The following is a 21,684-nucleotide window of genomic DNA, read 5'->3' on the forward strand; positions in this document are numbered from 1 at the left end:
GTCATACCCCCAACTTTGGCCAGCATATAGCGTAGCGGCAAAGATTCATGATTCCCCCTAAACCAAGCTACATTTCCGAACAATTCAATCAACAGGGCAACTGATTATGTTGTTGAAACGCCGGTTCAAACCGGCGTTTTATTAAATCCCACACCCCTGCAGCGTGCATAGTGCATCTGTCCCGCCTGTTTGCGCTGTAATGCCGTGCGCTTGCAGGGATTGTACAAAGGCATCGGCTTGGCCCAGAAATGGCGAGATGTCGATGTGCTGTAGCTGCCCATCATGCTCCAGCAGTAGCGATGGGAAGCCGCGCAGGCCGTGCTGTTGCATCAGCTTGCGCGTTATAGCAAAGCGCTGTTCGATTTGTTGCGCCTGCACATCGAGCTGCGCCAGAAAACTTGCGCTATCCATCCCCAGCTCGCTGGCCAATTGCTGCAATACCGTGCCATCGCTAATGCGCAGACCTTGCGCATAGTGCGCGTGCTGAATTTTGCCCAGCATCGCCAAGCCATCAAAGCCCAAAGCCTGCGCGGCCAGGATCGCCAGCGTAGGCGGCGTTGAATCGAACACCGCATTGGTATCGAGCAGCAGGCCATTAAAGTAGGCGTCACCAAATGGTTGGCCCGTTAGCTCGGCGATGCGCTGATCGTGCGGCATCACATAGTTGCGCAGCGCCGGGCTCACCGTTTGGCGGTTGGCCCCGCTCATCATGCCGCCCGGATGCAGCACCACCGCCAAGCCTTGCAGCTGCGCTGCCGCGTGGATCAACGGTGCGGCGGCGTAGCACCAGCCACACAATGGGTCGAACACATAATGCAGCTTGGTCTGATTGTTCGCGCTTACCATTTCATTTCACCTTTATTCACTTTGGCGCCGATATCGAGCGCAATGCCCAAGCCTGCTTGCGGATAGGCCGCTTTCATACTCTCGATCAGCTCTGCGCCGGTTTTAGCCTTGACCAGATTTTGCTCAAATGTCTGCAAGTAAGCCTTGGTGTAATCAATTGCGCTGACATCCATTTGTGCACCCGCTTGCATATGGCCCGGTACAACGACGGCAGGTTTCAGCGCGGCCATTTCATCGAGCTGCGCCACCCAGGCTTTACGCTCGGCTGCGGTTTGCGTATCGGCAGTCCAGACGTGCAAGCCATTGAGTACGCCGACATTACCGGCAATCGTTTTGATTGCGGGTATCCACACATACGGGCGATGCGCCAACACGCCGCTGGTGCCACGGATTTCTACTTTTTGCCCATCGACGCTCAAACGATTGCCTGCCAATGCCTGCGGCAAAACTGGCGTTATCGGCCCATTGACGCCCATTTGTGGCCCCCAGTATTCGACTTTAGCCGCCACTGTGGCTTTAATTTTTTCCAATACGGCTGGAGTTGCCAGCACTTGGGCGTTGGGGAAGAACTCTTTCAAGGTTTCCACGCCGAAATAGTAATCCGGGTCGGCCTGGCTCACGAAAATCGTTTTGAGCTCTTTGCCGCTATCGAGCACATTGGCCGCAATGCGCAGCGCGTCGGCGCGGGTAAAACCGGCGTCGATCACCATTGCCTCTTTGTCGCCATAAACCAGCGTTGAATTAACGTGAAAGCTCGCGCCATCGGCGTTAAGTACCTTGATTTGCAACGGGGCGGTTTCGGCGTGGGCAGCGCCAAAAGCCAAGGCGAAAGAAGCGGCGAGTAGAGTAGTGCGGATCATGGTTTTGCTCCTAAATTGGTTGGTGCCTCATCTGGGCTACCGTGGTGAATTGAAACTGACGCCAGTGTAGTTGCAACAATCGCGCAGATAAATACGCTAAACTGCGCATTATTGTTGCAATATTCGAACCAATCAGGAGCGTGCGATGGATAGGCTCACCGCGATGAAAGTGTTTTGCGAAGTCGCTACCAGCGGCAGCTTTAGCGCCACGGCCGACAAGCTCGAGATGTCACGCGCGATGGTTACGCGCTATATTGCCGAGCTGGAAACGTGGCTCGATGCGCGGCTACTGCAACGCACGACGCGCAAAGTCACGCTCACCGACGCCGGCGAAGGCTGCCTGCGCCGCAGCCAGCAAATGCTCGCGCTGATGGACAATATCGAAGAAGAAACGGCGCAGCGCGATGGCGAGCTGCGCGGGCAATTGCGACTGACCTGCAGCATGTCGTTTGGCTTTGCGCATCTGGCAGCGGCGATTAGCGATTTTTTGGCGCTACACCCGCAGCTCAAAATTGATTTGAACGTCAGCGATCGTGCGGTCAATTTAGTCGAAGAGCGCATTGATCTGGCGATTCGCATCAGCAGCGAACCCGACCCGATGTTAATCGCTCGACCGCTGGCGCGCTGCGATTCGGTACTGGTCGCCTCACCGGGGTATCTGGCTGAACACGGCACACCGCAATCGCCTGCGGCACTTACCCTGCATGGGTGTCTAAGCTACGCCAATTTTGGCCGCAGTATCTGGATTTTCCAGCGCGGCGACGAGCACGAACAAGTTGCCGTCAGCAGCCGTTTCAGCGCCAACGAAGCCACTGTGCTGCTGCACGCTGCACTCGCAGGCGGCGGCATCGCGCTGCAGCCCACGTATCTGACCAAACCGTATCTCGACAACGGCCAACTCATCGCCCTGCTGCCTGATTGGGAAGTACCCGCGATGACGATTTACGCGCTGTATCCATCGCGGCGGCATTTATCGCCTGCGGTAAGGGCAGTGCTGGATTTTCTAGTTCAACGTTTTACGGCGACGGCCTGGCAATAGCTCGAATTTACGCGAGCAGGTCGGTGTTCAAGCACTATATTTAAGCCTGTATAAAGACTTTGGTTTGATATGCGCACGTTTTATTTCCGCTTAGCACAAGGATTACCTCTAGCGATTTTATTTGCCGGTCTGCTTGCGACTGAATGGGGTATCCAGCATGAAAACGAGCGCTCCAATCAGCTCGTCTACGAACAATCTTTAAACGAAGTCACAGCTTTGCGCGCTCGTATCGAGGCGGAGCTCTCGTCCACGCTCTATCTTGCCTCCGGTTTGGAAGCGTATATCCGCTCTGCGCCGCAGCAGCTCAACGAAGCACAACTCAATCGCATGCTGGCGACGCTGTTTGTGCAAGGACATCACATTCGCAATATCGGCGTCGCACCTGATAATCGCATACGTTATGTGTATCCGCTCAAAGGCAATGAAAAAGCCCTTGGCCTTTATTATCCGGCCAATAAATTGCAATGGCCTGCTGTCGAGCGCGTGATTAAAACGGGCAAACCCTTTCTCGCGGGGCCCGTCAAACTGGCACAAGGCGGTGAAGGTTTGATTTATCGTGTTCCCGTCTTTAGCGGCCCTGAGCAATACTGGGGCATGATTAGTACCGTGCTCGATATGCACCACTTGTTTGACGCGGTCGGCCTGAATGCAGCATCGAGCCAGACACACTTATTACTAGGTAAAGACGCGGGCGGCCAAACAGGGAAGGTCATCTGGGGCAATGCGGGGTTGCAGCAAGATAAATCAACCGTCGGGGTGTCGATTTCCGTGCCAGGAGGAAGCTGGTATTTAGTGCAAAAACGACCAGCTACGGCACCGATGGAAATCAGGTTGGTCTTTTTTCGCCTGATGGGCTGGTTTGGCTCAATTTTTTTAGCGTTGGCCGCCTGGTTATTGCAAAACGCTTATCAACGCAGCTATCGCATGGGTGAGCAGCTTAGACAAGCGCGCGACGCAGCCGAAGCTGCATCCCGTTCGAAAAGCACTTTCCTCGCCAATATGAGCCATGAAATTCGCACCCCGATGAATGGCGTTATCGGCATGAGCCAGCTACTACTCGATACTGAGCTCTCTGAATCTCAAAACGAATACGCCATCACCATTCGCCACAGCGCCGAGGCCTTACTTACGGTTTTAAATGATATTTTGGATTACTCAAAAATCGAAAGCGGTAAGCTGAACTTTGAAAAAGTTGAGTTTAATTTCAGACAATTAATCGAAGAAGTCACTGATCTGCTTGCTATTCGTGCACAAGAAAAAGGCTTGGAGTTTTTATGTGATGTTGATCCTGCGCTGCCAGATTTTGTAGTGGGAGATCCAACCCGTCTGCGGCAAATTTTGATCAATCTGCTGGGTAATGCCATCAAATTTACGGCCAACGGCGAAGTGGCGCTGATTTTGCACGTGCAGAGGCAAGATCAGCAACGGCTACATCTTGAGATCAGTGTACGCGACAGTGGTATTGGGATCGATACTGCGCAACAAGCACAGCTATTTCAAGCCTTTCACCAAGCGGATGACAGTATTAGCCGGCGATATGGTGGCACAGGTTTGGGCTTGGCGATTTCACGCCAAATGGTTGAGCTGATGGGCGGTCGTCTCACGCTCGCCAGCGAGCCTGGTACTGGCACGTGGTTTAATGTCGAATTGCAGCTGGATATAGCTGATCGAGAAACAACAGCCCTTAAATTACCAGAACCACTGCAGGGCTCGTCCATTCTTATTGTCGATGACAGCCCCTATTGCCGGGCGCAATTAGCAGTTATGCTCGGTACACTGGCTTGCCAGCCGCATCTAGCTTCATCAGCACAAGAGGCGCTCGCGCTCTTGGAAGCAAAGCACACGGACAAAATCGATTTAATTTTGCTCGATCAAACCTTAGCGCCGCAATCGGGTCTTGAACTGGCCCAGCAAATCAGTCGCATAGCAAATCATCCCGCCATTGTCTTAATGAGTCCGCATTTAGAGTTTAGCAAGACGCAGACCATCTCGTGCGGCTTGGCTGCAGTCATTAATAAACCGATCAAGTTAAGCCGTCTTCTCGCCACACTGACTCAAGTTCTATCGGGAAAAACCATCACAACACCAACTGCCAGCACTTTTACCACCGTTACGCCGCTGCCAGCGCGGGTGTTGCTGGTTGAAGATAACCCAATCAATCGTAAAGTTGCACATGCCATGTTAATCCGGATGGGTATCAATGCCGATAGCGCCGAAAATGGACTAGAGGCGCTGCAAATGCTAACTCAAAGTGACTATGATTTAGTGCTAATGGATATGCAAATGCCCGAAATGGATGGCATACAAGCAACGCGTCAAATACGTGATGTGCAAAGTATGGTGCGTAATCATCAAGTTCCAATTATTGCGATGACGGCCAACGCCATGCACGAAGATGAAGAAGCCTGTTTAGCTGCGGGGATGAATCACTTTATTAGTAAACCGGTGCAATTTGAAAAACTACAGTCGTGTTTAAACCAATACCTAGCTCATACAGATAATCACGCCTCAGGGGGGAGTCTGTAGTGCTAATGCTAATAGCAACAAAACGCTGCGGACTCACGGCGCGCGTAATAAGCAAAACACAATTATTGATGTATTTCGTTCTATTTTGCCTATGGAGCCAATTTGTCCACGCCAGCCAGACGATCCCGTTCTACACCTATTACGACGAGCCGCCTTTTGCGCTTGAACAAGCCGATAATTTGACGCAAAAACTTGCCGATTGGCTTAGCAAAAAATCGAAAGGGCAATATCAATTCGTCCCCACGTATTTGCCACGGCGGCGCTTAGATTTGACTGTTCTTTCACAAGCCGATTGGCAAGGTGTGGTGGTATGGGCAAGTCCTCAGTTCTTTCTAGATCAGGAGCGCAGCAAATATTTATGGACCGATACTTATATGCACGACATTAATTTGGTCGTCAGCCATCGCAATAAGCCCATCAATTTTAACGGGCCAGCATCATTGTATGGCTTAACGGTCGGCTCGGTGATTGGGCACCAGTTGGATGATTTTCAACGCGATATTGCGGCTGGCCGGATCCATCGTGAAGACGCTGGATCCGCACTGAGCAATTTAAAAAAACTACAATTGCAACGTATAGACGCAGCGTTCATCCCTGCCATTGCGCTGCCCTACTACCGCCAACAACTGCCGCAATTAGACCAATGGCTGTATATTGCAAAACAACCCAGAAGCGAAGTCTATCGGCATTTGTTTGTCGCACGATCACAAGTACGCCTGCACCGGTTTCTCAATCAAGCGATTGTTCAGCTGGCGCACGATAAGCAATGGCAAGCTGTAATAGCTCACCGCCACACCAAGCCACCTACTCCCTAGGCCAGATTAGTGCGATAAATTATCCTGAATCGCGGCCTCCAGCGTGGCAAATTCAAATTGATACCCTTCATCGAGCAAGCGTTTAGGCACGACGCGTTGGCCTTTGGTAAACAGCGCGGCCATTTCGCCGAGCAGTAGCTCCAGCACGCACGCGGGCGTGACGAATAGATTGGGTCGGTGCAGCAGTTTGGCGGCGAGTGCGGCAAATTCAGCCTGCGTCGGCGCTTGTGGCGCAGTCATATTGTAGGCGCCGCGCATGTCCGGCTTGGCGATGGCGCGCGCGATCACGGCGATGACGTCGTTACGGTGCACCCAGCTCATCACTTGTCGGCCATCGCCCATCCGCCCGCCAACGCCCAGCTTGAACGGCAGCAATAATTTGGGGAAAGCGCCACCGGGGCCGAATACCAGTCCCAGCCGCAGTCGCACCACACGCACGCCAAACGCTTCGGCTTTGACTGCGGCTTCTTCCCATTCGCGGCATAGATCGGACATGAATTCATTTTTCGTGCTAGCCGTTTCATCGAGTGGCTCGTCGCCTCGGCAGCCGTAATAGCCAATCGCCGAGCCATTGATCAGCACGGCAGGCTTGTGTGCCGCGCCTTGCAGCCAGCCTAGCAATTGATTCGTCACGCCGACGCGGCTATCGCGCAGTGCCTGTTTGCGTGCTGCACTCCAGCGCGGGCCAACAACGGGCGCGCCCGCCAGATTGATGATGGCATCAAATTGCGTGTCGCTGGCCAAAGTTTGCCAGCTCGAAAAGGCAGAGATCTGCCCTGGCGCGGGGGAGAAGGTGCGGGCGGCACGCTCGGGCTGGCGGCTAAATAATGTGACGTGATGCCCGGCTGCCAGCAATTGATTGACCAGCTCGCGGCCAATAAAACCCGTGCCACCAGTAACTAGGACGTGCTGCGACGCTAAATGGCTAAAGTAGTTTGACATGATCTATTCCTGAAAACCGGTTCAAAAATATGTAATTGCTTGTAACTATCGATCGGGCGGATTGAAGATCGTTCCTATGATTTAAAACATCAAGCGGCCGGATCAATCATCAATGCCCTTAAAACGGCTTGTGTACCATCAGCCAGTACACCACGATCAGCCCGCCAAAAGCCGGAAAACCCAGCGCAGTCCACCCTTTTTCATAGCGCCAGTAGCGCTCGGGTAGCGCGGTGCTGGTTTGCGCGGCGACTTGCGCCATATCGCGCATTTTCAGTTGCAACCATAGCACGGGTAGCCAGCACACACCGGCCACTGCGTACAACAGCAGCGATAGCCATACCCAGAGTGATTGCAGGGGAAACCCCGCCCAATACAGCATCAGCGCGCCCGAAATCGGCTGGATAATCACCGCTGGCGTGGTAAACCAGGTATCGGCCTTGACCACCCAGTGACTGACGACGGCGATGGCCTGCACATTGCCGCTGCGATTGGCGGTAAACAGATAAAATGCCGTCCCTAAGCCGGTGCCAAACATGATGGTAGCCGACAGAATATGCGCCCATTTCACCCATAGATAGTATTCCATCACGTTCTCCTCGATTTTTGACCAATGTGTTCATGTGTCCTTACATCGTACTGCTGCCCTGCCTGAACATGTTTGCTAGCGTTTGCCATTCGCTTGCTCGCATTGATCAAGTAGTAACAAGACCGCCAGAATCGGCAGATTTTTCAAGATCGGGCCGAATGGGTGCAGCAGGTATTCGCTCAGACCCCAGCTAATCAGCGTGCTGTAGAGCAATACCAGCGCTATTTGTAGTTTCCAGCTGCGCCAGCGCGACATTAAGCAAGACACGCCCAGCGCCAGATCGCAGCCAATGGCGCCGATCAGCAGCGGCCATTGCAGCGACTCGGCGATTCCCAGTTGCGCCAGCAGCGCCAGCGATTGCGGCCAGTTGATGGCGCTCACCATCGCGGTGATCAGCCAGACCGCCGCCATGCTGTAGCGCAGGATCGGCATCAGCCACGCTAGCTGTGCTCTGGCTGCCAAGCCGGTATCACTTACGTCGGGCGCTGCGGCTTTGAGCGGTCGGCCGAGCAGCTGTGCCAGCGGCGCTTGATCGGCGTGATTGCCAATGCGCAGCATGGCCAAACTGGCCGGGCTGAATAAGCTGTCCGGCATGTATTGGGCTGCAGCGGCTGCTATATCTTGCATCCAGCCATATACTGGCAAGGATTTGGTAGCGGGCAAACCCATTCCCGCGCGCAAAACCGCCAGCCATTGCGACAAACTCATTGCCGATGGGCCTACCAGATTGACCACTTGCTGGTTTGGCGCGGCGAGCAGCGCCAGAATTGCCGCAATCACGTCGTCCAGATGCACCGGCTGCACCGCCGCGCTGTTGCGTAAATCGGGTAGCAGCGGCCAGCTGGCCATGCTGAGAAACTGCTGGCAACTGCGGCCATTGGGCGAGTAAATCAGCGAAGGGCGCACAATGGCCCAGTCGAGCTGGCTGGCCATCAGCGCCGCGTCGGCCTCGCCTTTGCTGCGCCAATACTCGGTAGCCGCTTGTGTATCAGCACCTAATGCCGAGATTTGAATCACATGCTGAACCCCATATTGCTCGCATGCGGCAAACAAGGCGGTGGGCATGGCGATGTGGAGTGTAGCGAATGATTGCTGGGCATTTTCGGCAAAAATCCCCACCGCATTGATCACCACATCAATGCCCGCCAGCGCGGCCTGCCAGTCTTGCGGCTCAATCCAGCGCGAAATATCGGCTTGCAGCTGGCAAATACCTTGCCGGGTATTGTCTTCAGTTGCTTTTCTGGAAAGCGTTGTAACGCAATACCCCTGAGCAAGTAACGTGGGCAACAGGGCTGAGCCGATCAGCCCGCTGGCGCCAAGTAGCAAGATGTTCATCTTATACCCCTTGCTGGCAGCGGATTGGCCGCTGCGGGTGATTGTGGTGCTGGCGCACTGGGCACCAGACGACGCCAGATCATTTTCGCGATGGCGCCAATCGCTAGCAGGTGGCCAAATACCACGCAAATCAGCATGGTGCGAAAGACCCCAATCGCGTTTTTCTCATCGCCATCAATAAACAGCAGGACTAGCAGCATGGGTAAAAGGAGCTGTAGTGCGGCCAGCGTGTGCCGCCAGTAATGCGCGCCGCTGCCGGGGCAGCTTTCGTTCAGTAGCGGCCCCAAAGCGCGCTGTTGCCAGGCTATCAGCAGCACGCTTAGCGCCAGATTGATCACCAGAATCGAGATAAAGTCGCCAAAGTTCAACATGATGGTGCTCCTATTTGCCAATGGGTTATTCTGTTTTTTCTGTATAAACAGAAATTATTGCGCCAATTTTTTGCCGCTACAGCCATTGATGCTGCACGCCGCAGCCGGTTTGGCCGCAAAGCCAAGCCCCGCGCTGATCCGGTAGCGGTTGGCCGCAAACCAGGCGTACAGCGCTGCCAGTGTTGGGCGGGCAAACTGCCATTGCACGGGCTTAGTCCACCAGCCACGGCCAATCGCCCGGTACAAGGCGGCAATCGCGTCGATGCCGATCAGCAGCATTCCATCGTTGCGGCGGATATGCAGTAGTACGCCCAGCGCGGCCGGGTCAAAATCGCTGGCAAAGCCATAAGCGCGGGCCTCAAAATCTGCCGCGCTGATGTCCACCATCGCAAACTGCCCCGGCGTGCTGAGCCGCTGCAGGCGCAGCATCTCAAAGCGGCATAGCGGGCAGGCGTCGTCGTAGAAAACCTGATAGTGCAGATCAGTAGCGTTATTCATGATCAATCTCCTGAGTCGTGAATCCAGCGGGTGAAACTATTTGGCAGCCATATCGTCGTCTTTGCCGAAGATCGCCACCAGTTGGCCGAGCTTGCCGCCCATTTTCAGTAATTTCATCACCACCGATGGCGGCAAATGCTTGAAGTCGTCGTAGCCCGAGAGCAGCATTTCCAGAAAAACCAGTACTTCGTCCATTTTCTGCCGTGTTGCCGCTTCAATCTCGGTGTCGTTTTCGGCTTCGATGGCGCATTCGCGCAGCACGGTTAACGTTGGATCAAGCTCGCGTTTTTTGCGCTCTTCGGTAATTACGCGGAAAATTTCCCACACGTCCTGCAGGGCAACAAAATGATCGCGCCGATCACCGAGCACATGCTGCACTTTGACCAAACCCCAGCTTTGCAGTTCTTTGAGGCTATTGCTGACATTCGAGCGCGCTACATTCAGCGTTTCTACAATGTCTTCGGCGTTCATCGGCTGATTGGCTAGGAACAGCAAGGCATGAATTTGCGCCACCGTGCGGTTCACGCCCCAGCGCGTGCCCATTTCGCCCCAGTGGACGATGTATTTCTGCATAGTTGGGCTGAGCTTCATGATTGATTTCCTTTGTTTCTGTCTTTACAGAAATTAAATACCTAATCACGCCACAAGGCAAGGATTATTTATTCGGGGGTTGATGCTGGCTTTAGCGCCGTGGCAGCCACTGGATTACGCTGATGGCTTGCTCCAGCTTGAGCAGGGCGGCTTGCTGTTTGGCCAGCTGCATATTGAGTGCCGCTAGTAGCGGAATGGCGCGGCCAGGCTCGCCTTGCGAATTTTTCAGCGCTTGCGCAATCATTTGCGCATCGGCTTCGGTAAAGCGGGTGGCCAGCGCCAGCTCGACCACGGTGGCGCTGACCGGTTTGCGCTGCTGCATGACAAATTGAAAGGCTTTGTCGCCCTGCATCACAATGTATTGTGCGCTGCGCGGGTCCAGACGGCGAATCAGCGCTTCGGTTTCGGCAATCTGCTCACGCAGCTGGGTGGCAAGTGGCACGGCGGTATCCTGCAAAGAAAGCAGCATTATTACTTATTTAGAGGCACATTTTCTCGCTCGTCCGCTGCATATTATTTGTTCTGACTCTGTGCACCTTCGCCTTAGTTTTGCCGTGCAAGTTACAATGCAAATCAGCATCATTATCTCGTGAAATATCCTAGACTTGCCAAGTAGTCATTTTGAATGAGAGAAGAAAAATGATTGAAGCGCAAAAGCCAGTTGTTCTCGTCGTTGACGACGATGCAATGATCCGTAAAGTAATCGAGCGTGTCTTGGTTGAGGGTTATCGCGTAGTTGAAGCTTGTGATGGTGAGGAGGGATTGCAAAAAGTAAGAGAAATGATGCCTGCTGCGGTGATTGCAGATGTGCAAATGCCAAAAATGGATGGTTTTGCGCTGTGTAAGGCCATCTGTGATGATTTTGAGCTGGCGGATATTCCGGTGATGTTGATGTCGGCAGTTGAAAATACTGACGAACTTTTGAAAGTCTACGACGTGGGCGGGCAAGGATTTATCACTAAGCCACTCAATCCCAAGGTACTCAGCGCGCGAATTGCGCGGATGTTGCAAGTCTGTGCTGACCGCGCCCAGCTTAAATCCCAAATCCATTTCGCTACCACTACCGCGTTTACTGCAATGAGCAGCATGAGTGAAACCGGTTTGCTGATGGAAACGCTGAAAAATTTTAATCTATGCCAGACCGCGCAGAATCTGGCGCAGCAAATATTGATGGCGGTACAACAATTTCAACTTGAAGGTGTGGTGCAACTCAATATGGATGAACGTGCAATTACTCTTAATTTGCAGGGTGAAGCCTCCGGTGTTGAGTGCGCGATATTGCATCAGATGGCGTCGATGGACCGTATTGTGCAGTATCGAAATCGGCTATCGGTGAATTATCCGAATGCAAAATTGATTGTGAGTAATATGCCGGTGGCTGATGAAGAGCGTTGTGGCCGTTTGCGCGATAATTTGGCAATCATGATTGAGGCTGCCGAAGCAAGGTTGGAGGCAATCAGGGTAAAGGCCACACTGACAACGACACAAAATAAACTCGTTGTCATGAATTCGATTCAATCATTAACTTCAACGCTGATCGAAATCGATCAACAGCAACGACTGGGGCGAAACGAGCGTGCCGTTTTGTTTGCTGATGTGATGATGAAACTTGAAAGCACACTATCTGCTTTTGGTTTAAGTGATTCTCAAGAGGAAAACCTCCTTAATATTGTACGAGTGGGGTGGGAGCAAATCGCCGCCACTTATACTGATGAAGCTGCTTTGCAGGATAAATTGACCGCAGTAGTACAAACCTTGAAGGCTTCTCTGGATGAGTCAAGCTCACGTTGAGTGTTCAATACTTTGGTTGGTTTGTGATAGTTGACACTTTGAAGTTAAGGCTTGTTGATGTTTTGGCTGTTCTGAATTAAGTGGACTATGCGTTGTAGACGTACTTGTATGGGAGGGATATACGGAGCGCGTTCAACGCAGCTGCGCTAACGCAATCGCGCTGGCGAGTGGAAAACTGATCCGCGCCAAACGGGCAGCGAAGTGAGCGAATGGCTTTACAATTTTGGCCCCGATCGGCTGATGTTGCAGTTGCGTTTTCTGGCTGATTAACTGCAAGGCGTGAAAACGCTGAGCTACGGGTATTAAGAGTTGGGCTCACGACTATCATTCCGGCGCTAGCTCGCAGCGCTAAGCGTGTAAAATATGCCCGCGCTGCCTTTTTGCACGCGGGTTTTGTGAGTGCCAATGACTGCCTTTCGTGTTTTATCCCTGATCCCCCCAATGACGCAACTGAATACGCCGTATCCGTCGACGGCGTATATCACCGGCTTTTTGCGCTCCAAAGCCGGGGGCGAGGTGGATGCGGTGCAGGCCGATTTGGCGCTTGCGCTGGTGTTGCGACTGTTTTCGCGTCAAGGCTTGGCCGAGATTCGCGATGCGGCGGCCAAAATTGCGCCGCGCAAGCAAAGCCATCAGGTGCAGCATTTTCTGCTGAACTTCGATCATTACGACGCGACGATCACGCCGACGATGGCCTTTTTGCAGGGGCGCGATAGCACGGTGAGCCACCGGATTGTTTCGCGTGCGTTCCTGCCCGAAGGCGCGCGTTTTACGCCGATAGATGCGTACACGATTGATGATAGCGAAGACACGCTGGGCTGGGCCTTTGGCGCGCTGGGGACGCAAGACCGCGCGCGCCATTTAGCGACGATGTATTTAAATGATTTGGCCGATGTGATCCGCGATGCGATTGATCCGCGCTTTGAGTTTGTGCGCTACGCCGAATCGCTGGCGATGTCGCAGCCGACATTCCAGCCGCTGGCTACCGCGCTGGCCGCGCCGCACAATCTGGTCGACGCGACCTTGCATGATTTAACGCTGGCGGCGGTGGAAAAAGAGAAGCCCACGCTGGTACTGGTGTCGGTGCCATTCCCCGGGGCGGTATATGCCGCTTTCCGAATTGCGCAAAGCATTCGGGGGCAATACCCCGATATTAAGCTGGCGCTCGGCGGTGGCTTTGTGAATACCGAATTACGCGAGCTGACTGAAACTCGCGTATTTGATTACTTTGATTTTGTCACGCTCGACGATGGCGAGCGCCCGCTATTGGCGCTGATCGAGCATTTGCAGGGCAAGCGCTCGGCGCAGCGCTTGGTGCGCACTTTCATTCGTAATGAACAAGGCAAAGTGCAATACATCAACTGGCCCGAGCCCGACGTGCCGTTCTCCGACGTGGGCACGCCGACGTGGGACGGCTTGCCGCTGGATCGCTACCTGTCGCTGCTCGATATGCTCAACCCAATGCATCGGCTGTGGTCGGATGGGCGCTGGAACAAGCTGACGATTGCGCATGGCTGCTATTGGAAAAAATGCAGTTTTTGCGATGTGACGCTCGACTATATTTCGCGCTATGAAACGACGACGGCTGAAATGCTGGTTGATCGTATCGAAGCAATTATCGAAGAAACCGGCCAGACGGGTTTCCATTTTGTCGACGAAGCCGCGCCGCCGAAAATGCTGCGCGCGCTGGCCGAAGAGCTGCTGCGCCGCAAGGTGTCGATTTCATGGTGGGGCAATATCCGCTTTGAAAAATCGTTCACGCCCGAGCTGTGCCAATTGCTCGCCGACAGTGGCTGTATCGCGATTTCGGGCGGGCTGGAAGTGGCTTCGGATCGCTTGCTGAAATTGATGAAAAAAGGCGTCTCGGTCGATCAGGTCGCGCGCGTGACTTACGGCTTTGCCGAGGCCGGGATTCTGGTGCACGCCTATCTGATGTACGGTTTTCCAACGCAAACGGTGCAGGACACCGTCGACGCACTCGAATACGTCCGCCAGCTATTTGAACACGGCTGTATTCAGTCGGGCTTTTTCCACCGCTTTGCCTGCACCGTGCACTCGCCGGTGGGTAAAAATCCGGAAGAATACGGCGTCGAGCTGGTTCCTCTGCCACCGGTGAGTTTTGCCAAAAATGATGTCGGCTTTATCGATACCACGCCGATTGACCACGATCTGATGGGGCAGGGGCTGAACAAGGCGCTGTACAACTTTATGCACGGCATCGGGCTCGATGAAGACGTGCGCGCCTGGTTCGATTGCAAAGTGCCCCGCCCAACGGTGAACCGGCATTTTGTTGGCAAGGCCTTGCAAGCCAGGGGCTGATGCGGCCCTGTATCAACACAATAGAATTACCATTTATCTAAGGGTATATTACTGCAGGCTAATTATTGATTGATCTATGGCAATATACCCTTGGCTAAATGGCAAGGTTCTCAATTTGTGTTGATCGTTTTTAGCGCCTTCGGCACGATGTTTTACAGTCGCAATCCGCGACGGGGACTTACTTCTCTTGGACTATTTAATACAAGCAATCCCCAAGAGAAGTAAGCAAGAGAAGGCGCCCCCCGCCTGCGGCCCTCCGGGCTTCCCTCAGTCGGTCGCGAGCCAAACGGTAAAGCTGTTTGTCTCGCTCCACTCCCTCGGCGATGGGCGACAGGGGATTTTAAGCCCTAGATTCACCAGCGAGACTCGAATCAAGACGCATTTAGAATATCACCCTTCATTTTGGTGTATGTTACTGAAGGCTAATTATTTATTGATCTGTAGCAATATACCCACCTGCTTTTCTTCGCGCTGTAAACCGCGCCAAACTCTAAATAATTACTAAATTATTAGTTTCATATTTCCATTTTCTTGCGTGAAATTGAATCTAGTTGCATGCATGTTGCCGGCTTTGTCGCCGTTCGTCGAGGTGCTGCTGGTGCTGCGGCGGCGCTGGTTGTAAATGAGAATCATTGTTGTTATTATCCGCTTTATGAACACGCATAAACCACCTGCTTCAGCCGCCGCAATCGCCGCCCGGCCTGTGGTGCAAAGTCAGCAATTGCTGGGCGGTCAGCGCCAGATTGTGATTGAGCACCATGGTGAACGGTATGTATTGCGCGAAACCAGTCAGGGCAAGCTGATCCTGACCAAATAAGTTTCCGGCCTTTGCGCCGCTGAACTGTTTGCCATTTAAACCGGCTCCCCGAGCCATTTCAAACCCCTGCAAGCCAGCCAGTCCCGCCTTTTTGGTGTGGTAGCCAGCCGCAAGTTGCCGATGCGCTTTCGCGCAGGCAGCACCGCCATGACTACAAGGACTGGAATGAAAGCCGTACCGCATTATCTCGCCCTGACCCTGCTCGCTAGCGCGATGCAAAACCTGTATGCCGCCGAGGCCAGCATAGCCGATGCGCTATTGCCCACCATTGTGGTGACGGCCACCCGCAGCGAGGCCGAGCTGGGCAGCTTGCCGCCATCGGTAAGCGCTATCCGCCGCGAGCAGATGGATGAGCAGTTTGTCAGCGATTACACCGATCTGGGCAAGGGCGAGCCGGATATCAGCATCAGCCGTCACCCGCGCTATGGTTTGTCGAGCGTGAATATCCGTGGTCTGGAGAGCAACCGGGTGCTGATGATGGTCGATGGCATCCGTCTGGCCGATACCTTCAGCTTTGGCCCCTACCAGAATAATGGGCGCGATACCGTTGATTTTGGCGCTTTGCAGGCGATTGAGATTGTCCGTGGGCCAGCGTCGTCCCTGTATGGCTCGGATGCGTTGGGTGGTGTGGTGGGCTTGCGCACGCTCGAGCCGTTGGACTTTCTGCAAGGCCGCGGCCGTTTTGCCAGCCAGATCGCGCTTGATTACGACAGCAGCGATCAAAGCACCGGCGCACGCGCCACCGTGGCGGGCGCAGCAGGGCAGAGCACATTCTGGCTACTGCAGGCCGGCGGGCGTGAAGGCCGCGAGCTGGATAATAAGGGCGAGAACGATAGCCGCAGCAATTTGCGCACCCGCGCCAATCCGCAAGACAGCAGCAGCCGCAGCGCGCTGGCCAAAGTGCGCACCTTGCTCGATGGCGGGCATACGCTGGGTTTGACCGCTGATTATTTCCGCCGCGATCTGGATGCCGAGCTTTATACCGATCTGGGCGATCCGATGTTGCCCACCGTGCGCGCCAGCCGTTCCGAAGACCAGACCCGCCGCTGGCGTATTTCCGGCGAATACGATTATGCGGCCGAGCAGCCCGGTGGCGTGCTCGACAGCGCCAGCGTGCGCGTTTACACGCAGCAGCAGGACAGCCAGCAAGCGACTTACCAGACGCGCACCAATGCGCCCAACTGGAGCCGTATTTCCGAGTATTCGCAAGATCAGCTGGGCCTGAGCACGCAGCTGGGCAAGCAATGGCAAAGCGGCTCGGTGGGGCATCATCTGTTGGCGGGCTTTGAGATCAGCCGCTCCGAGCTGACGCAATTCCGTAGCGGCACGCCGCTCAATGCCACGCTGAATGTGCGCGATTTACCGCTGACCACCACCACGCAGTGGGGCGTTTTTGTGCAGGACGAGCTCGCTCTTGGTCAGAGCGGCTTCACGCTCACCCCCGGTTTGCGTTACGACAGCTATGATCTGCAGCCTGAGAATGACGCCGCTTTTATCAAGCAGGGCGGCAAGTCGGTCAGCCTGAGCGATGGCAAATTGTCGCCCAAACTCGCCGCCCGCTGGCAAGTGGCCGACAAGCTCAGTTTCTTTGCCCAGTACAGCCAGGGCTTTCGGGCACCGAATCCGATGGAGCTGAACGGCAGCTATGTCTCGCCAATGGGCTATGCCGCCGTGGCCAATCCGGCGTTGAAGCCAGAAACCAGCCGTGGCTTTGAAGTGGGCACCCGTCTGGGCGATGAGCAGCTCGGTGCCAGCCTCACGGTGTATGACAACCATTACCGCAATTTTATCGAGCAAGTCACGATTGCTTGCCCGGGCAGCGCGCAATGCCTGCCGGGCATGTCGCTGGTGTATCAATCGCAAAACCAGTCCCGCGTCGAGATTTACGGGCTGGAAGCCCGCGCGCAGTGGGCGTTTGCCCCCGGCTGGCGCAGCTGGGCCAATCTGGCCTGGGCGCGTGGCAGCAATAGCGATAGTGGTGCCGCGCTCGATAGCGTTGCGCCGCTCAAAGCCCAGCTGGGGCTGACGTTTACCCGCAGCAATTGGGGTAGCTCGTTGATGCTCACCGCAGCAGGTAGCCACGACAAGGTGTCGCAGGCGACGTATTTCAAAACGCCGGGCTATGGCGTGCTGGATCTGACCAGCTGGTGGGAGCCGGTAAAAGATCTGCGTCTGAACGCCGGCATTTTCAATCTGGGCGACAAGAAATACTGGCTCTCCAGCGATGTGGTTGGCGTGCCCGCCAGCAGCAAAATCATCGATCGCTATAGCCAGCCGGGCATCAATGCGCGCCTGAGCGTGAACTGGAAATACTAGCTCAACAGGTGTTGAGCTTGCTTAATCAATCGCTGCTATTCGCTCTGCCGACAGAGGAGAGGGGCGGCATTCTTTCCATCAACAACAGCCTGTGCGATGGCGCAGGCTTATTGCAACACCAAGCAAGGACCAATCATGAACGCTATCAATCATGCCGAGCAGCGCCAGCATCTGCATGCGGCTTATCAGGCTTTATGCGCTGACTCTCCCAAACTGCGCGCCCGCGAAGTGGCTCGCCGCCTGCAGGTAAGCGAGGCCGAGCTGGTTGCCGCGCAATGTGGCGTGAGCAGCGTACAGCTGACGGGTACGCCACAGGAATTATTCCGCGCGCTGCCCGGCTTTGGCCGCGTGATGGTGCTGACGCGGAATGATTTTTGCGTGCACGAGCGCCACGGCGAGTACGAAGAAGTCGAAGCCGAAAAAGCCATCGGGCTGGTGCTGGGCAAAGACATTGATTTGCGGCTGTTTTTTAATTACTGGCGCAGCGCCTTTGCCGTGATCGAGGGCGAGCGCCGTAGTATTCAGTTTTTCGCCGCCGATGGCGTTGCGGTTCACAAGGTATATCTCACTGAGTCAAGTAATACGGGCTATTGGGAGCAATACCTGGCGCAGTATCAGGCGGATGAGATTGCGCCGCTGGCGCTCGAGTCTTATCCGGCCGACACCGCAGCGCGCCACGCTGCCGATCCGCAAGCACTGCGTGAAGCGTGGCTGGCCTTGACTGACACGCATGGCTTTTTCCCGCTGTTGCGCCGTGCGAATGTACAACGCTTGGGCGCACTCGAAGCCGCCGGTAGCGATCTGGCGCAAGTGGTTGCTGCCGATGCGGTTGAAACCATGCTGAACGTCGCCGCCGAACAGCAGCTGCCCATCATGTGCTTTGTCAGCAGCCGTGGCGTGGTGCAGATTCATTCAGGCACGGTCAGCAAGCTGCTGCGCACCGGCCCCTGGTTCAATGTGCTCGACCCGGATTTCAACCTGCATCTGGACACCACCGCCGTGGCCAGCAGCTGGGTTGTGAATAAACCGACCAGCGACGGCTGGGTCACATCGCTGGAGCTGTACGCCGCCAATAACGAGCTGATTGTGCAATTTTTCGGCGTGCGCAAACCGGGCATTCCGGAAGACAAAGCCTGGCGCGCATTGATGGAAAGACTATGCACCACGCCGCTGGCCAGCGTATGCCCGGCTGTGTCGGCGGAATAAGGCGATTCCTTTGAAGTCGTATCCGTAGGTCGGGTGAGCGCCTGTAAGGCGCGTTACCCGACATTGCTGTTTGATGTGTCGGATAACGCTACGCTCACCCGACCTACTTTTTTGATTTCACCGTGGAACGACCGTGAAAATATTTCTAACTGCAGTCTTTATGTTGCTATCGCTCTGGGCACACGCTGCTGCCCCGCAGCGCGTTGTCGTGCTTGGCGGCGCTTTGACCGAGATTGTGTATGCCTTTGATGCGCAAAACCGTCTAGTCGGCGTTGATCAGTCCAGCGTTTATCCGGCGGCGACGGCCAGTATTCCGAAAGTGGGTTACTACCGCAGCTTTTCGGTCGAGGGCGTGCTCTCGCTCAGGCCTGATCTGATTCTGGCCAGCGATCAGGCCGGGCCGCCTGAGGCGATTGCGCAGCTGCGCAGCCTGGGCAAGCGTGTGGTGGTACTGTCGAGTGCGGCAACGCTGGATGCACTGGAGCAAAGAATATACGGCGTGGCTGGGGCTTTGCAGCTGCGTGATGATGGTCGCGCCAAGGTGGCGAATTTGCGCGCGCAGTTGAAACTGCTGGCCAACAAGCCCGCTGCAGCACGGCCGAACGCGCTGGTGCTGTTTAGCCGTGGCGGCGCGCCCGAAGGCGCGGGGCGCGAGACGGCGGCCGATGCCACGGTGCGGCTGGCGGGCTTTCATAATGTGCTCGCCGGGCAAAAAGGCTACAAACCCTTGTCGCTGGAAGGCATCGCGCAGCTCAAGCCGCAGTATCTGATCACGACGACCATGTCGGTGGCGGCGCTGGGCGGGATGGAGAAAGTGCTGGCCTTGCCGGGGGTGGCCAGCACGCCCGCAGTGCGTCAGGGCAATGTGCTGGTGCTGGATGATTTGCTGCTGCTTGGCTTTGGCCCGCGCCTGCCTGAGGCCATTGCCCAGCTGCAGCGCGCGCCGCGTCCGGCGCGGCTCAGCCAGTCGGGGCGTGGGCAATGAGTGGCGCAACGCTGACGCTGGCCTCGCCCGGCTTGAGCCTGTTTACGCCGCTGCGCGCCGTGCTGGCGCTTGCGCTGGTGCTGCTGGTTTTGCTGCTCTTGTCGCTGAGTCATGGTGCGGTGGGTATTCCTCTGCAGGCAATGCCACAATTGCTCTTTGGTGATATACCCGCTGATCATCTGGAAATGCAATTGTGGCAATCGGTGTTGCTGGAGGTGCGTTTGCCCCGTGCGCTGTTTGCCATCTTGGCTGGCGGTGTGCTGGCGCTGACTGGCGTGCTGGCGCAGGCGCTGTTTCGCAATCCGCTCGCCGAGCCCGCGCTGGTGGGCATGGTGTCCGGTGGCGCGCTGGGCGCGGTGGGGGTGATTGTGCTGGGTGGCGGCAGCTTTTTACTGCTCGCCCCGGCGGCGTTTATTGGCAGCCTGATCACGACGGTGTGCGCATATCATCTGGGCCGCCGTTATCCCGGCGTGGCCGGTTTGCTGCTGGCCGGTGTGGCGATCAATGCGATCTGTTTTAGCCTGATCGGGTTGTTTACTTATCTGGCCGACGATACGCAATTGCGTACGCTGACCTTCTGGAATATGGGCTCGCTCGCCGGGGCGCGCTGGCCGCTGCTGGCGTGGCTGACGCCGTGGCTGCTGGGTTTATCGCTGCTGGCCTTGCGCTACTGGCGCGGGCTGAATGCCTTGCTGCTGGGTGAGCGCGAAGCGCTCCATCTGGGTTTTCCGATCAAGGCGCTGCGCCGACAGCTGATTGTGCTGATGGCGCTGCTGGTGGGGCCACTGGTGGCGGCGACGGGCGGGATAGGCTTTATCGGTCTGGTGGTGCCGCATCTGGTGCGTATGGTGCTGGGCGCTGATCATCGCAGCCTGCTGCCCGCAGCCATGCTCGGCGGCGCTTGTGCACTGTTGGCGGCCGATTGGCTGGCGCGCATTGCGGTGATGCCCGCCGAGCTGCCCATCGGCATTGTGACGAGCCTGATTGGCGGGCCGTTTTTTCTGTACTTGCTGCTGAAAGGGCGACCGGTATGACTACGAAGCTGGACGGGAACTGTTTAGCGCTCGACACGGTCAGCCTGAGCCGACGCAATAAGCTGATTCTGGATCGCATCAGCTGCCAGCTGTATCCGGGCGAAGTGCTGGGTATTCTGGGCGCGAATGGCGCGGGTAAATCAACGCTGCTCAATGTGCTCTCGGGCGAGCTGCCAGCGGACGCTGGCCGGGTGCTGCTCGATGGCGTAGTGATCCACGATATGAGTGTTGGTGAGCTGGCTCGCCGCCGCACCGTGCTGCCGCAGCAAGCTGGTTTGGCGTTTAATCTGGCAGTGCGCGAAGTCGTGGCGATGGGGGCTTATCCTTTCCCCGAGTTATCGGCGCGCGACGTGGCCAGTGCCATCAAGGCTGCGCTGCAATGCGCCGAGGTGGCGCATCTGGCCGAGCGCCGCTATCCCGAATTATCTGGCGGCGAGCAGCAGCGGGTGCAATTTGCTCGAGTGCTGGTGCAGGCGCTGATTGCACGAAATCCCGGTGAGGCGCGGTATTTATTACTCGACGAGCCCACCGCCAGCCTTGATCCGCGCCATCAGCACGGCTTGCTGGGCGCAGCGGCCATGCTGGCGAAACAGGAGCAGCTGGGCGTGGCCGTGGTCTTGCACGATGTGAATCTGGCCGCGACCTATTGCAACCGTATCGTGCTGCTGGCCGCAGGGCAGCTGGTTGCGCAGGGCATACCTGCCGAGGTATTGCAAAGTGGCTATTTGCGGCAAACTTATCAGCTGGACAGTCAGGTGATTGCCCACCCCCAACATCCGGAGCGGCCCTTGGTGCTGTTTGCTTGAA

Annotated in this window: 20 protein-coding genes and 1 pseudogene; 12 read left to right on the forward strand and 9 right to left on the reverse strand. The window is 55.8% G+C overall.

The features are described from left to right. Positions 1-141: 141 nt before the first annotated feature. Positions 142-846: a DsbA family protein gene (locus FLS37_RS05760; protein ID WP_157315001.1), complete on the reverse strand. Its 705-nt coding sequence runs from the start codon at positions 844-846 to the stop codon at positions 142-144. Then, positions 840-1,706 carry an MBL fold metallo-hydrolase gene (locus tag FLS37_RS05765; RefSeq protein WP_157315002.1) on the reverse strand — a complete coding sequence of 289 codons (867 nt, stop codon included), beginning with the start codon at positions 1,704-1,706 and terminating at the stop codon, positions 840-842. The genes FLS37_RS05760 and FLS37_RS05765 overlap by 7 nt, the downstream gene beginning before the upstream one ends. A 145-nt stretch (positions 1,707-1,851) precedes the next feature. Here FLS37_RS05765 and FLS37_RS05770 point away from each other — a divergent pair, with 145 nt between their 5' ends. The 3 genes from FLS37_RS05770 (at position 1,852) to FLS37_RS05780 (ending at position 6,086) form a co-directional block, all read left to right on the forward strand. Beyond that, complete coding sequence (locus FLS37_RS05770; protein WP_157315003.1) at positions 1,852-2,745, forward strand: LysR family transcriptional regulator; 894 nt, start codon at positions 1,852-1,854, stop codon at positions 2,743-2,745. A 69-nt stretch (positions 2,746-2,814) separates the two neighbouring features. Beyond that, entirely contained in the window at positions 2,815-5,271 is a 2,457-nt protein-coding gene (locus tag FLS37_RS05775; protein WP_157315004.1) for a response regulator, read from the forward strand. Between the two features lie 179 nt (positions 5,272-5,450). After that, complete coding sequence (locus FLS37_RS05780; protein ID WP_157315005.1) at positions 5,451-6,086, forward strand: ABC transporter substrate-binding protein; 636 nt, start codon at positions 5,451-5,453, stop codon at positions 6,084-6,086. Positions 6,087-6,092: 6 nt separating this feature from the next. Here FLS37_RS05780 and FLS37_RS05785 read toward each other — a convergent pair whose 3' ends face one another. From FLS37_RS05785 to FLS37_RS05815, 7 genes are all read right to left on the reverse strand, one after another. Beyond that, positions 6,093-7,028: a TIGR01777 family oxidoreductase gene (locus FLS37_RS05785; RefSeq protein ID WP_157315006.1), complete on the reverse strand. Its 936-nt coding sequence runs from the start codon at positions 7,026-7,028 to the stop codon at positions 6,093-6,095. A 118-nt stretch (positions 7,029-7,146) separates the two neighbouring features. After that, positions 7,147-7,614, reverse strand: coding sequence for a DUF2269 domain-containing protein (locus FLS37_RS05790; protein ID WP_157315007.1), 468 nt, complete (start codon positions 7,612-7,614; stop codon positions 7,147-7,149). A 75-nt stretch (positions 7,615-7,689) separates the two neighbouring features. Continuing rightward, positions 7,690-8,949: an SDR family oxidoreductase gene (locus FLS37_RS05795; RefSeq protein WP_157315008.1), complete on the reverse strand. Its 1,260-nt coding sequence runs from the start codon at positions 8,947-8,949 to the stop codon at positions 7,690-7,692. Then, the gene (locus tag FLS37_RS05800) at positions 8,946-9,320 is read right to left on the reverse strand and encodes a hypothetical protein (protein WP_157315009.1); all 375 of its coding nucleotides are present in this window, start codon (positions 9,318-9,320) and stop codon (positions 8,946-8,948) included. Before FLS37_RS05800 ends, FLS37_RS05795 begins: the two co-directional genes overlap by 4 nt. Positions 9,321-9,374: 54 nt before the next feature. Next, a complete protein-coding gene (locus tag FLS37_RS05805) occupies positions 9,375-9,818 on the reverse strand; it encodes a thiol-disulfide oxidoreductase DCC family protein (RefSeq protein WP_157315010.1) in 444 nt (147 codons plus the stop codon). Between the two features lie 36 nt (positions 9,819-9,854). After that, a complete protein-coding gene (locus tag FLS37_RS05810; protein ID WP_157315011.1) occupies positions 9,855-10,409 on the reverse strand; it encodes a GbsR/MarR family transcriptional regulator in 555 nt (184 codons plus the stop codon). A gap of 91 nt (positions 10,410-10,500) precedes the next feature. Further along, complete coding sequence (locus tag FLS37_RS05815; protein ID WP_157315012.1) at positions 10,501-10,851, reverse strand: hypothetical protein; 351 nt, start codon at positions 10,849-10,851, stop codon at positions 10,501-10,503. Positions 10,852-11,048: 197 nt separating this feature from the next. Between FLS37_RS05815 and FLS37_RS05820 the strand changes: the two genes are divergently transcribed. From FLS37_RS05820 to FLS37_RS05860, 9 genes and pseudogenes are all read left to right on the forward strand, one after another. After that, a complete protein-coding gene (locus FLS37_RS05820) occupies positions 11,049-12,200 on the forward strand; it encodes a PleD family two-component system response regulator (protein ID WP_157315013.1) in 1,152 nt (383 codons plus the stop codon). A gap of 183 nt (positions 12,201-12,383) precedes the next feature. After that, positions 12,384-12,470: pseudogene (locus FLS37_RS17115) on the forward strand (DUF2845 domain-containing protein); the annotation flags it as partial. Between the two features lie 171 nt (positions 12,471-12,641). Beyond that, a complete protein-coding gene (locus FLS37_RS05830; protein WP_232522504.1) occupies positions 12,642-14,519 on the forward strand; it encodes a radical SAM protein in 1,878 nt (625 codons plus the stop codon). 622 nt (positions 14,520-15,141) lie between these two features. Beyond that, a complete protein-coding gene (gene hemP, locus FLS37_RS05835; protein WP_232522506.1) occupies positions 15,142-15,336 on the forward strand; it encodes a hemin uptake protein HemP in 195 nt (64 codons plus the stop codon). Positions 15,337-15,483: 147 nt separating this feature from the next. Then, positions 15,484-17,652, forward strand: a complete 2,169-nt coding sequence (locus FLS37_RS05840; protein ID WP_198314504.1) for a TonB-dependent hemoglobin/transferrin/lactoferrin family receptor — start codon at positions 15,484-15,486, stop codon at positions 17,650-17,652. Positions 17,653-17,787: 135 nt separating this feature from the next. Beyond that, on the forward strand, positions 17,788-18,858 hold the full coding sequence (locus FLS37_RS05845; RefSeq protein WP_157315016.1) for a hemin-degrading factor: 1,071 nt from the start codon (positions 17,788-17,790) through the stop codon (positions 18,856-18,858). 133 nt (positions 18,859-18,991) lie between these two features. Then, entirely contained in the window at positions 18,992-19,843 is an 852-nt protein-coding gene (locus tag FLS37_RS05850; protein ID WP_232522508.1) for a hemin ABC transporter substrate-binding protein, read from the forward strand. After that, positions 19,840-20,877: an iron ABC transporter permease gene (locus FLS37_RS05855; RefSeq protein ID WP_157315017.1), complete on the forward strand. Its 1,038-nt coding sequence runs from the start codon at positions 19,840-19,842 to the stop codon at positions 20,875-20,877. Before FLS37_RS05850 ends, FLS37_RS05855 begins: the two co-directional genes overlap by 4 nt. Beyond that, positions 20,874-21,683 (forward strand): heme ABC transporter ATP-binding protein, encoded by an 810-nt coding sequence (locus FLS37_RS05860; protein ID WP_157315018.1) that lies wholly within the window; start codon positions 20,874-20,876, stop codon positions 21,681-21,683. Before FLS37_RS05855 ends, FLS37_RS05860 begins: the two co-directional genes overlap by 4 nt. Position 21,684: the final 1 nt, after the last annotated feature.

This window comes from Chitinibacter sp. GC72, from assembly GCF_009760905.1.
GTDB lineage: Bacteria > Pseudomonadota > Gammaproteobacteria > Burkholderiales > Chitinibacteraceae > Chitinibacter.

Coding starts and splice junctions, on each gene's coding strand:
- FLS37_RS05760 (WP_157315001.1), bottom strand. CDS start 846: ATGGTAAGCGCGAACAATCAGACCAAGCTGCATTATGTGTTCGACCCA.
- FLS37_RS05765 (WP_157315002.1), bottom strand. CDS start 1,706: ATGATCCGCACTACTCTACTCGCCGCTTCTTTCGCCTTGGCTTTTGGC.
- FLS37_RS05770 (WP_157315003.1), top strand. CDS start 1,852: ATGGATAGGCTCACCGCGATGAAAGTGTTTTGCGAAGTCGCTACCAGC.
- FLS37_RS05775 (WP_157315004.1), top strand. CDS start 2,815: ATGCGCACGTTTTATTTCCGCTTAGCACAAGGATTACCTCTAGCGATT.
- FLS37_RS05785 (WP_157315006.1), bottom strand. CDS start 7,028: ATGTCAAACTACTTTAGCCATTTAGCGTCGCAGCACGTCCTAGTTACT.
- FLS37_RS05790 (WP_157315007.1), bottom strand. CDS start 7,614: ATGGAATACTATCTATGGGTGAAATGGGCGCATATTCTGTCGGCTACC.
- FLS37_RS05795 (WP_157315008.1), bottom strand. CDS start 8,949: ATGAACATCTTGCTACTTGGCGCCAGCGGGCTGATCGGCTCAGCCCTG.
- FLS37_RS05800 (WP_157315009.1), bottom strand. CDS start 9,320: ATGTTGAACTTTGGCGACTTTATCTCGATTCTGGTGATCAATCTGGCG.
- FLS37_RS05805 (WP_157315010.1), bottom strand. CDS start 9,818: ATGAATAACGCTACTGATCTGCACTATCAGGTTTTCTACGACGACGCC.
- FLS37_RS05810 (WP_157315011.1), bottom strand. CDS start 10,409: ATGAAGCTCAGCCCAACTATGCAGAAATACATCGTCCACTGGGGCGAA.
- FLS37_RS05820 (WP_157315013.1), top strand. CDS start 11,049: ATGATTGAAGCGCAAAAGCCAGTTGTTCTCGTCGTTGACGACGATGCA.
- FLS37_RS05830 (WP_232522504.1), top strand. CDS start 12,642: ATGACGCAACTGAATACGCCGTATCCGTCGACGGCGTATATCACCGGC.
- hemP (WP_232522506.1), top strand. CDS start 15,142: ATGAGAATCATTGTTGTTATTATCCGCTTTATGAACACGCATAAACCA.
- FLS37_RS05840 (WP_198314504.1), top strand. CDS start 15,484: ATGACTACAAGGACTGGAATGAAAGCCGTACCGCATTATCTCGCCCTG.
- FLS37_RS05845 (WP_157315016.1), top strand. CDS start 17,788: ATGAACGCTATCAATCATGCCGAGCAGCGCCAGCATCTGCATGCGGCT.
- FLS37_RS05855 (WP_157315017.1), top strand. CDS start 19,840: ATGAGTGGCGCAACGCTGACGCTGGCCTCGCCCGGCTTGAGCCTGTTT.
- FLS37_RS05860 (WP_157315018.1), top strand. CDS start 20,874: ATGACTACGAAGCTGGACGGGAACTGTTTAGCGCTCGACACGGTCAGC.